The 10886-nt window shown below is 57.0% G+C and carries 8 protein-coding genes; 2 read left to right on the plus strand and 6 right to left on the minus strand.

Features of this window, described 5'->3' with window-relative positions:
• Positions 1 to 10: 10 nt before the first annotated feature.
• Genes AC0V6M_RS06385 through AC0V6M_RS06395 form a run of 3 tightly spaced genes read right to left on the minus strand, consistent with a single transcriptional unit; the run spans position 11 to position 2268 of the window.
• Positions 11 to 670: a CoA transferase subunit B gene (locus tag AC0V6M_RS06385; protein WP_486137999.1), complete on the minus strand. Its 660-nt coding sequence runs from the start codon at positions 668 to 670 to the stop codon at positions 11 to 13.
• Positions 671 to 681: 11 nt separating this feature from the next.
• Positions 682 to 1530, minus strand: coding sequence for a hypothetical protein (locus AC0V6M_RS06390; RefSeq protein ID WP_486138000.1), 849 nt, complete (start codon positions 1528 to 1530; stop codon positions 682 to 684).
• A 30-nt stretch (positions 1531 to 1560) separates the two neighbouring features.
• Positions 1561 to 2268, minus strand: coding sequence for a CoA transferase subunit A (locus AC0V6M_RS06395; protein ID WP_486138001.1), 708 nt, complete (start codon positions 2266 to 2268; stop codon positions 1561 to 1563).
• A gap of 597 nt (positions 2269 to 2865) precedes the next feature.
• Between AC0V6M_RS06395 and AC0V6M_RS06400 the strand changes: the two genes are divergently transcribed.
• Positions 2866 to 5172 (plus strand): CDC48 family AAA ATPase, encoded by a 2307-nt coding sequence (locus tag AC0V6M_RS06400; RefSeq protein WP_486138002.1) that lies wholly within the window; start codon positions 2866 to 2868, stop codon positions 5170 to 5172.
• Positions 5173 to 5193: 21 nt separating this feature from the next.
• Here AC0V6M_RS06400 and AC0V6M_RS06405 read toward each other — a convergent pair whose 3' ends face one another.
• Positions 5194 to 6273 carry a mechanosensitive ion channel family protein gene (locus tag AC0V6M_RS06405; RefSeq protein ID WP_486138003.1) on the minus strand — a complete coding sequence of 360 codons (1080 nt, stop codon included), beginning with the start codon at positions 6271 to 6273 and terminating at the stop codon, positions 5194 to 5196.
• 84 nt (positions 6274 to 6357) lie between these two features.
• Entirely contained in the window at positions 6358 to 9192 is a 2835-nt protein-coding gene (polA, locus tag AC0V6M_RS06410) for a DNA polymerase I (RefSeq protein ID WP_486138004.1), read from the minus strand.
• Positions 9193 to 9451: 259 nt separating this feature from the next.
• On the opposite strand from polA, the gene AC0V6M_RS06415 reads away from it, so the two are divergent.
• Positions 9452 to 9751 (plus strand): hypothetical protein, encoded by a 300-nt coding sequence (locus AC0V6M_RS06415; protein WP_486138005.1) that lies wholly within the window; start codon positions 9452 to 9454, stop codon positions 9749 to 9751.
• Positions 9752 to 9858: 107 nt separating this feature from the next.
• On the opposite strand, the gene AC0V6M_RS06420 is transcribed toward AC0V6M_RS06415, so the two are convergent.
• Positions 9859 to 10878, minus strand: a complete 1020-nt coding sequence (locus AC0V6M_RS06420; protein WP_486138006.1) for a serine hydrolase — start codon at positions 10876 to 10878, stop codon at positions 9859 to 9861.
• Positions 10879 to 10886 lie beyond the last annotated feature (8 nt).

Raw genomic sequence — 10886 nt, forward strand, 5'->3', positions numbered from 1 at the left:
CCTTTGGGCCTCAGGCTAGAGCCACTTCGTACTTAGCGCTGGTCTTGGCGGCGATGTCCGCTTCGGTGACGTCTCGAGCCAGCTCAATAAGTCGGAACGGGCTGTCATGATTCTCGCGGTGAAATACGCCCAAATTCGTGATGACCATATCGACCACGTTCTTGCCCGTTAGCGGTAATGTGCATTCGGGGATGAGCTTCGGATCGCCCGCCTTGCTGTTGTGGTCCATGACTACGATTATCTTTTTGACGCCCGCGACCAGATCCATTGCGCCGCCCATGCCCTTGATCATCTTCCCCGGGATCATCCAATTGGCGATGTCGCCGTTCTCAGCCACTTCCATTGCGCCGAGCACCGTCAGGTCAATGTGACCGCCACGGATCATCGAAAAGCTGGTGGCGCTGTCGAAATAGGCTGAGTGCGGCAGTTCGCTGATCGTTTGCTTGCCCGCGTTGATCAGGTCGGGATCGACTTCATCATCATAGGGGAAAGGCCCAATTCCAAGCATGCCGTTCTCGCTTTGCAGGGTCACATGCATGCCCTCTGGAATGTGATTAGCGACCAGTGTCGGAATGCCAATGCCAAGATTGACGTAATAGCCATCCTGCAATTCCTGAGCAGCGCGGGCTGCCATTTCGTCGCGAGACCATCCGGTTTTTTCATCTGACATGTGTGTTGCTTTCAATTTTGGCCAAGCACTGGGGGAATAAGGAACCAGCCATTGCCGATTATCGGCTCGAGGGCAAAGGCGGCCTCGGGTTTCAAAAGGTAATCGTAGAGTTCATCAAAGTCGCTGCGCGTGTCGCCTGCAATTGCAACGATGCAATGAGTCTCAGACAATTCGCCGCGCCGCGTTTGTTTGCGGTCGGCTTGATACCGCATCAGCAGCAGATTGTCCGATTTCTCTGGATCAAGGCCAGAGGCATGCAGTGCGCGCCTTACTTTCCCAGCGTCGGCTGCCGAATTGGCGGAGAGCCAGGTAATCTCAAGGCCCAGCGCTCGAAGGTTCACTAACCCTTCAGCGAGAATTGGCTGAGCGGTCGGAGTGCTTGGCGGCGTAAATGGGTCATCGCCTGGGTCTAAGTCGATCAGCACCGTGGGCGTGCGTTCTCCGCACTCATCGCGCTTGCCATCCAGTGCTGCTGGATTGGTGAGCACGGCAGTGCTGGCTGGCGGAGCATTCTCCCCAGTTTGCAACAAAATCTGCCCTGCTTGCTCGCGCGCATAAGTGAGTAAATCTGTGAATTCGCCCTGATTTGAAATCGGAGCAAAAAGCGCACCCTCGCGTATGGGCGCAGGCACTTGGCTTGCTGTGGTGGCTAATCCAGTTTGGTTTGCTGCGACTTCACCTTGGCTCGCATCCAACTCGGCGCTGGTTGTCAGGTCTTTAGCTTCCCGCCTCTCACGGCTAATGTCGGCTCCGGCAAGCGCTCCGCCAGCAACCACGGGAATAAAACCCGCAACGCATCCATTAAGCGCAAATGCTGCGACAAGCACTCCGGCTATCAATGGCGAGCGGTGGGGGAGCATGTGTCAGCCTTTAAATTCAACTTCCGCTATTCAGGCAGTAACGCGTTCGCGCGTGGTGCGGAACTCAATTTGCTTGTCGTAGGGCGCGCCTAAGACAAGGCGTTGGACGAATACGCCGGGTAAGTGGATTTCATCGGGGTTTAGCTCCCCGACAGGCACGATTTCCTCGACCTCGGCGATGCAGACCTTACCGCAAGTCGCCGCTGGCTGGTTGAAATTGCGCGCTGTCTTGCGGAACACGAGATTACCGGTCTCATCGGCTTTCCATGCCTTTACGATTGCCAGATCGGCGAAGATCCCGTGTTCGAGGATGTAGGTCTCACCACCGAAGTCTTTGTGCTCTTTGCCTTTGGCGACTTCGGTTCCCACGCCGGTTTTAGTGTAGAATCCCGGAATGCCCGCGCCCCCAGCTCGCATACGCTCCGCCAGCGTGCCTTGCGGGCAGAATTCCACCTCTAGCTCACCAGCGAGAAATTGCCGTTCGAACTCCTTGTTTTCGCCGACATAAGAGCTGATCATTTTGGCGACCTGCTTGGTCCGCAGCAATTTGCCGATGCCTTCGTTATCAATCCCGGCATTGTTGCTGGCAAAGGTCAGTCCAGTGACGCCGCTGTCACGGATCGCATCGAGGAGGCGTTCTGGAATGCCGCATAGGCCAAATCCGCCAGCGGCGATCAGCATGTCATCAGCGATCACACCTTCAAGAGCGGTCGCTGCATTTGGGAAAAGCTTGTTCATGGATGGGGCTAACCTTGGCTGAGGTTGAATATTGGTCTGTCGATTAGTCGTTTGAGGATTGGCTGTCACCACCTCACCGTCTGCTTTGGTGAGTCGTTTCAGCCTAAGCTAGAGATCGAGACGATGTGATTGCTTGACGGCTATTTGCATCAATTGTCGCATACGTATGCGGATAGTGCGCTGCAACATTTTGGCTGGTTCGAAGCATAAAAACCGGCGTTAAAACATCAAGAGTTTGCGGCAATTGCAACTCAGAAAATAATTATAATCAACAATTTAACAAAATTTAACATCACGCACATTGCATTTTTTGCAATTTAAAATGCGCGTTTCGCACTTGCACAAAATTCCTTATCTCCGCATATGTCCTGCGTGCCCAACGGGCATCCTCTCCCAAACTTTTAAGCCCGGTCTTCGGACCGGGCTTTTTCTTTTTGGCCGCACTTTTCCCTTCAGGTTTAAGTGACGTCCTGCACTTCACCTTACGCTAAACCCACAAGTAGACGCTGCGCCGTGCGTGCGCATTTGCATTCCCATGCCAGTCTTCCTAGCTACAAGGGCCAGTAATTAGAAAACCGCCCGAAGAGGAAGTGATGAATGGCTAATGCCGAAGCTGCGCCGCCAACCCGAACAACAAGGCTGCAAGTGGCGCCAGCCCGGCAGGAAGAATCGGGCCAGGGCATTGCGCGCATGCCGCGCTCAGCATTCCAGGCGCTCGGCATAACTGAAGGCGACATCGTTGAGATCGCTGGCAAACGTACAACCGCTGCGATTGCCATGGCCGCATACGCCGAGGATGACACGCTCGATGTGGTGCGGCTCGACGGCTTGCAACGCGGCAATGCAGAGGCGGGCTCAGGAGAGAAGGTCGAAATCAGTGCGGCTGAATCGCGCCCAGCGACACGGGTTGTTTTTGCGCCGGCCCAGCGTGAAATGCGCCTGCAAGGGCCGACGCAGGCCCTGAAGCGAAACTTCTTCCGCCGTCCATTGGTGGCAGGCGATTTGGTCGCAACCACCGGCCAACAGCCGGTCCAGAACATGCCATCGGACGTGCGCCAAATGCTGCGCGCGCCTGCCTATGCGCTGACACAAATTCGCCTGTCTGTTTTCGCCACCGTGCCCAAGGGCATCGTGCATATCGACGAAAACACTGAAGTCGAATTGCGGACGGAATTTGAAGAGCCGCGTGATGCTCGCGCAACGGTGAATTATGACGATGTCGGCGGCATGTCTGATACGATCCAGGCTCTGCGCGAAATGGTTGAATTGCCACTGCGCTATCCAGAGCTGTTCACCCGCCTTGGGGTTGATCCGCCCAAAGGCGTCCTTCTGCATGGCCCTCCCGGCACGGGCAAGACGCGGCTGGCCCAGGCTGTTGCCAACGAATCCGATGCCGAATTTTTCACCATCAATGGCCCCGAAATCATGGGCTCTGGCTATGGTGAGAGCGAAAAGCGCCTGCGCGAGGTATTTGAAGAAGCGACCCGCGCTGCGCCAGCGATCGTCTTTATCGACGAGATCGACTCGATTGCGCCAAAGCGCCAGAATGTTCCCGGCGAGGCCGAGAAGCGCCTGGTTGCGCAATTGCTGACACTGATGGATGGGCTGGAAGCGCGCGCGAACCTCGTGGTGATCGCGGCGACTAACCGGCCGGATGCGATTGATGAGGCCTTGCGGCGTCCTGGCCGGTTCGACCGGGAAATTGTTATCGGTGTTCCCGATCAAGGGGGACGGCGCGAAATCCTCTCAATTCATACTCGCGGGATGCCTCTGGAGAGCGCCGTTGACCTCGATGAATTGTCCCGCGTCACCCACGGGTTTGTAGGCGCAGATCTCGCCGCTTTGGCGCGCGAGGCCGCGATTGATGCGGTTCGCCGGATCATGCCGAAGCTGGACCTTGATGCGCGCACGGTCCCGGCAGAGGTTCTTGAAGAGCTTTGTGTGACCCGAGAGGACTTCCTGGGCGCGCTGAAGCGGATTCAGCCGAGCGCGATGCGCGAGGTCATGGTGCAAGTGCCCAATGTCAAATGGGATGACATCGGCGGCGTCGGCGATGCCATCGAGAAGCTTAAAGAAGGTATCGAGCTGCCGCTGAAGAAGCCGGATGCATTCCGGCGTTTGGGCATCCGCCCGGCTAAAGGCTTCTTACTCTATGGACCACCGGGGACGGGTAAGACCTTGCTCGCGAAAGCCGTCGCCAAAGAGGCCGAGGCGAACTTCATTTCGATGAAGAGCTCTGACCTACTGTCCAAATGGTATGGCGAGAGCGAACAACAAATCACGCGCATGTTCGCGCGTGCTCGTGCGGTTGCCCCGTGCGTCATCTTTATTGACGAGATTGATAGCCTGGTGCCAGCACGCGGATCGGGTCAAGGCGAGCCACAAGTGACCGGCCGCGTGGTGAACACCATTCTGGCTGAGATGGACGGCATGGAAGACTTGCAATCGGTCGTTGTGATCGGGGCGACCAACCGTCCAACCTTGGTCGATCCCGCACTGCTTCGCCCGGGCCGTTTCGACGAGCTTGTGTATGTTGGTACACCTGATCCTGAAGGCCGCGAGCACATCTTGCGGATTCACACGTCGAAGATGCCATTGGCGAGCGACGTCGACCTATCTGTGGTGGCTGGCAAGACCGAACGCTTCACTGGAGCGGACCTGGAAGATGTTGTGCGCAGAGCTGGCCTCAACGCGCTTCACCGCATGGGCAATGACGTTGAAGAGGTGACGGCACAGGACTTCGAAGAGGCGCTGGAGGATTCGCGCGCGACGGTTACCAGCAAGATGGAAGCCGAATATCGCAAGATGCGCGGTGAGCTCAAAAAGCGCGCTGCTGAAGTCAATCCGATCGGCTTTTTACAACCAGAGAAATTGGAGCCGACCCGCGCCAAAAAGCACGAGTGATGCGCCAGTTCAAAGAGACCGTTAGTCTCCTTGGACGCGCTCATTGGCGGCTTGCACTTCGAGACGGTGCCTGATCAATGCATCCGGCTGGTTGCTTCGAAGCCAGGAAATCATGTGCTCGCGCGTCTCACAGCGCAGGTTCCACAGATCGCCAATAGTTGCTGCGCTCATCGAAAGGCGCAGTTCCATGCTTTCTGGGTAGGCTTCCGTCATCAACATGGCGCAGGTGCGCCCGTCAAACAGCTCGTGCGAGCCCACGAAACGCTCAAACTCCTCGCGGATCGGCGGGACCTCAGCGGCTGGATCGAGGTGCAGGAATACCGGACCTGTTAGCATTTCGCTCCGGCGCGACCAATTTTCAAAGCTGTTGTCGAGGAAGCGGGTTGTCGGGACGATCAGTGCTCTTTCATCCCAGGTGCGAACTTTGACGAAGCTCATATGAATTTCTTCGACGCGGCCGACTTCGCCGTCGATCTTGACCATATCGCCCAGCCGCATCGGCTCGGTCAAAGCGACCTGAAGACCTGCGATCAAAGATTTGAGTGCAGGCTGAGCGGCGGCACCAACCGCCAAAGCAGCGAGGCCAGCAGACGCCAGCAGTGTCGTGCCAATGTCCCGGACGGCAGGGATACCGAGCAGCATCAGGCCGATCGTGATAAAAATGATCGTGAACGTCGCCGTCCGGCCTAAAATCGCAATCCGGGTTTTGCGGCTGCGCATCGCCACTGGATCGTTCGATGCTTCCAGCCTGAGTTCGAGCGCGGCGGTGAAGCCCTTGACCAAAGTGTAGGCGATCCAACCAAGCAAAGCGGGGCGCAGGAATTTGGCTAGCGGCTCCCAGATCGATTTTAGCTCGGCATTCATCTGTGCCGCAATCGTTATGCCAATGGCGATGAAAGACCATTTGATTGGAAGCCGAACACGCTCAACGATCATCTCGTCAGCCGTCGTTTCTGACATTTTGGTCAGCTTGCCGACCGCACCGTAGACAAGACGATAGATTAGATATGCGATCCCGATCGCCAGCAGTAGGGCGAGGCCCGCGACACCCCAAGCGAACCAGTCGATGGTGAGATTGGCGGGATTGAATTGATCAAGCATGCTGCGCACCTATGCAGCCGAGCGTGCGAATACAACCTTGGATCTGCCCGTGTGCTCGCTGCGCTGAGGTTTCCGTGCAGTCAATTAGTGCGCCGCATCCCAGCTTGGCCCGGTCCCAATTTCGATCTGTAATGGCACATCGAGCGTGACCGTAGGCAGCGCTGCTTCTTCCATCACGCGCTCGATAATCGGGCTGGCCTTCGCCACGTCGTCTTCTGGGAGCTCGAACACCAATTCATCGTGGACCTGCAAAAGCATGCGAACATTGGGCAGGCCCGCTTCTTCTAAAGCTGGCAGCATGCGCACCATCGCCCGTTTGATGATGTCGGCGCTGGTGCCTTGGATCGGGGCATTGATGGCTGCGCGTTCAGAGCCCTGACGTTCGGCCTGGTTCTTCGACTCGATCCGGGGGAACCAAGTCTTTCGCCCGAACAGGGTCTCTGAATAACCGCGCTCGCGCACTGTCTCTAGCGTTTCCATGATGTATCGCTGGATGCCGGGAAAGCGTTTGAAATAGGTGTCGATCATAGCCTGAGCTTCATCCGCCTCTACTTCCAACCGGCCTGCCAGCCCCCAACGCGATATGCCGTATAGAATGGCAAAGTTGATTGTCTTCGCCTGCGCGCGCGTATCTCTGGTGACTTCGCCAAACATCTCATTCGCTGTGCGCGAGTGGATGTCTTCGCCTGAGGCAAAGGCTTCTTTGAGGGTGCCAACATCGGCCATATGTGCGGCCAGTCGCAATTCGATTTGCGAGTAGTCAGCGGCGAGCAAGACATTACCGGACTCGGGCACAAAAGCCTCGCGGATCTGGCGACCAATCGCGGTTCTGATTGGGATGTTCTGAAGGTTTGGATCGGTGGAAGAGAGGCGGCCGGTTTGTGCGCCGACCAGGCTGTAGCTCGTGTGCACACGGTCCGTCTTGGGATTGATCGCCTCTTGCAAAGCGTCGGTGTAGGTTGACTTGAGCTTTGCTAGCTGGCGCCATTCGAGCACTTTATTGGCGATCTCTGCGCCTTCGTCAGCCAGTTTCTCCAGCGTGCTGTGATCGGTTGAGTATTGCCCGCTTTTGCCCTTACGCCCACCTTTGTAGCCGAGCTTGTCAAACAGAATTTCGCCCAGCTGCTTAGGACTGCCGACCGTGAATTCTTGCCCCGCGTCCGCATGAATTTGCTTTTCAAGAGAGGCTATTTCGATTGCGAATTCTTCGGACAGTTTTGCCAGACGCGCACGGTCGACCTTGATGCCCTCGCGCTCAATCGCTGCGACAACCGGGATCAATGGCCGGTCAACGCGCTCGTAAATTTGCGAGCCGCCTTCCGACGAGAGGCGCGGTTTGAGATGCTGATAGAGCCGCCATGTTACATCGGCATCTTCGGCGGCATATTCAGTCGCCCGATCGAGCGGAACCTCGCCAAACGGGATTTGCTTCTTGCCGGTTCCGCAGACTTCTTTGAACGACAATGGTGTGTGGCCGAGGTGACGCACGGAAAGGTCGTCCATCCCATGTCCGCCGCCGAGGCCTTGTTCACCGCGCCCTGCGTCGAGCGCGAAGCTCATGACCATTGTGTCCTCAATTGGGCTAACGGTCAGGCCGTGTTGCGCCAGCACGTTGAGGTCATACTTGCCGTTCTGAAAGATTTTCAGAACCGCATCATCTTCAAGCAGGGGTTTCAGAGCGGCAATTGCAGCATCGCGGTTCACTTGCTCTGGCTTTTCAGAAAGCAGGTCCACGCCGCCATGCTCGAGCGGGATATAGCAGGCATCGTTCGGACCCAGCGCTAGGCTGATGCCGACCAGCTCAGCCTGCATCGCATCAAGCGAGGATGTTTCGGTGTCGACCGCCACCTTGCGCGCGGCAAAGGCGCGGGCGATCCAGTCCTCAAGCCGCTCCATGGTCTGCACCGTTTCATAAGCGCTGCGATCCACGGCCGGCATCTCGGGAAGCGCTTGGCTGCTGCCCTCTTGCGTGCCGGCATCACCTGCCGTCTCAGCTTTGGCTGGGTTCAGGTTGGTCGCGCGTTCAGGGCTGCCACTGCCTGCTCCAAGGCGTTTCAGTAGGCTGGTAAAGCCATGTTTTTGAAGGAACGCCGCGAGCGGTTCGGCAGGGACACTTTCAAGCTTAAAGTCTTCAAGCGGCTGCGGCAGGTCGGCATCTTCTTTTAGCGCCACCAGAACGCGGCTCAGCTCGGCTTCTTCGCGCCCGCCAAGCAAACGCTCCTGGAGTTTTGACTTTTTCATGTCTGGCGCGGAGTCGAGAGCGGCGCCGAGCGAGCCGTGTTCCGCAATCAGCTTGCTCGCTGTCTTTGGACCAACACCATAAATGCCGGGAATATTGTCGACGCTGTCGCCCATCAAAGCGAGAACATCACCGACCAGCTCAGGCACCACGCCGAACTTCTCCTCGACCTCGGGAATATAGATGCGCTGGTTCTTCATCGTGTCGAGCATGTCGACCCGCCCGCCGCTGCGCTCACCCACCAATTGCATCAGATCCTTGTCAGACGAGACAATGGTCACATTCCAGCCCTGCGCTTGTGCAGCGCGGGCATAAGAGGCGATCAAATCGTCGGCCTCCAGACCCATTTGTTCGATACACGGCAGGCTAAACGCCTTCGTCGCATCCCGGATCAGCGGGAATTGCGGCACCAAATCTTCCGGTGGAGGAGGGCGGTTCGCCTTATATTCTGGGTAAATGTCGTTGCGGAACGACTTGGACGAGGCATCCAGAATGACCGCCATATGCGTTGGGCCATCGGCTTGATCGAGGTCCTCGGCCAGCTTCCACAGCATGGTGGTGTAGCCATATACCGCGCCGACGGGCGTACCCTCAGGATCAGTCAGCGGGGGCAACCGGTGATACGCCCGAAAAATATAGGATGAACCATCGACGAGATAGAGGTGTTGTTGCTCGGCCATGATCCGGTGCTAGCACCGCGTAGAGCAGGTGATAAGCCGATTTGGCCAAGGCTTCGCGGCTATCCCCACGCAATAGCGAGCATAGACGGCAGGAGCGATAAATAAGGCGGAAAAATGGCAGAAAAGGTGATTTGGCCTTGCATTGCCACAAAGCTGCCACTATTTACAAACTCGAAGCTGGGCATTTAGACTTGGCTTTGGCATTCTCCGGGGGGACCGGATGTGCTTAACACACTCGCTGGATAAGGAATTGAATCCTATGCGTAAAATGATTCTTGCTGCCGCTGTTGCTGGCTCGGCTCTTGGCCTTGCTGCATGCTCTGAAACCGCTGAACAAGCTGGTGAAACCGTTGACGCGATGGCCGCTGACGCAACTTCTGTTGTTGAAGATGGCGCGGAAGCTGTTGAAGGCGCTGCTGATGCGACTGCCGAAGCTGCTGAAGGTGCTGTTGAAGCAACCGGCGAAGCTGCCGAAGGCGCTGCTGCTGAAGTAACTGAAGCTGCTGAAGGCGCTGCCGAAGCTGCTGAAGAAGCAATGACCGGCGAAGCTGCTGAGTAATTCAGCCTTTTAGCTTTAGCTAATCAGATTGAGGGCGGTGCCATATTGGTGCCGCCCTTTTTCTATGCGCCGTGTTTTCTAATGGCGAAGCGCTTAGCGTTCTTGGCTCAGCCACCGCTGTGGGGCGCGTTTGTCCAATTGGGCTGATTGCGCGCTTTGGCTCCGAAGCCATCATAGAGCGCGCGCGCAATTGCGGCGATCCGGCGTTCGCGAGCCAAACGTGATCCTTGCCCCGTGACGTAGATGGCGACCGCAATTGCCCGGCCATCGGGTGCCTCGATAATTCCAATATCGCTGGATGTGTTGTTAAGCGAGCCTGTCTTGTGGCTGACCCGTGCATCCGCTGGCATATTCGCGACAATGCGGCGCTTGCCCGTGCGAGTGCGGCTCATCGCGCCCAGCAGGACGCGGCGGCTCTGCGCGGACAAGAAGTCACTGCGGTAGAGACCTTGGAGCAATTGGATCATTGCCTTGGGTGTGGCCGAATCCCTCGGATCAATCCATGCGGCAGGATCATATTCCCCGTCATCGCGGACTAAGGTCGCGATATCGCGGTCAATGCTGAAATTCTCGATACCTTGGCGGCGCACCCAGTCGTTGACCCGCTCTGGTCCGCCAACTGCGGCAAGCAAAGCATCGGTTGCTGGATTGCTGGAGCGCGTGATCATGATCTCGATGAGATCGATCGCCTGCATGTAATTGCCTTTCCGCACGGGGGCAGCGGCGCTTGAATATTTGGCCGAACGGATCGGAATAAGGAGCGGGAACTCGCTTGTGAGCGAATAGCGTCCTTGCTCCACCATCTCAAGATAGGCGCCGGCAACCGCAATCTTGCTGGTCGATGCCATCGGGAACAACTGGTCACCCAAAACATAAAGCTGATCACCTGTCGTGAGATCAACCGCGGCGACGCCGATGCGGCCCTTGTCGCCATCAGCGAGTTCGGCAATCCGTTGCTCAAAGCCAGAGGCATAGACGGCCTCAAAACTTTGCGGGTCGCGAACATCCGTACCCAGCGCATTGTCAAAGCTGGCAAGCAGCTCATTGCCTTGCGCGGATGCTGGACTGGAGATTAGTAGGGTGGCCGCTAAGCCTGCGAAAAATGGTGCGAGACGACGTTTGAACATGAAGCGAA

The organism is Erythrobacter sp. JB3-1, assembly GCF_057364995.1.

Coding starts and splice junctions, on each gene's coding strand:
- AC0V6M_RS06390 (WP_486138000.1), bottom strand. CDS start 1,530: ATGCTCCCCCACCGCTCGCCATTGATAGCCGGAGTGCTTGTCGCAGCA.
- AC0V6M_RS06395 (WP_486138001.1), bottom strand. CDS start 2,268: ATGAACAAGCTTTTCCCAAATGCAGCGACCGCTCTTGAAGGTGTGATC.
- polA (WP_486138004.1), bottom strand. CDS start 9,192: ATGGCCGAGCAACAACACCTCTATCTCGTCGATGGTTCATCCTATATT.
- AC0V6M_RS06420 (WP_486138006.1), bottom strand. CDS start 10,878: ATGTTCAAACGTCGTCTCGCACCATTTTTCGCAGGCTTAGCGGCCACC.
- AC0V6M_RS06385 (WP_486137999.1), bottom strand. CDS start 670: ATGTCAGATGAAAAAACCGGATGGTCTCGCGACGAAATGGCAGCCCGC.
- AC0V6M_RS06405 (WP_486138003.1), bottom strand. CDS start 6,273: ATGCTTGATCAATTCAATCCCGCCAATCTCACCATCGACTGGTTCGCT.
- AC0V6M_RS06400 (WP_486138002.1), top strand. CDS start 2,866: ATGGCTAATGCCGAAGCTGCGCCGCCAACCCGAACAACAAGGCTGCAA.
- AC0V6M_RS06415 (WP_486138005.1), top strand. CDS start 9,452: ATGCGTAAAATGATTCTTGCTGCCGCTGTTGCTGGCTCGGCTCTTGGC.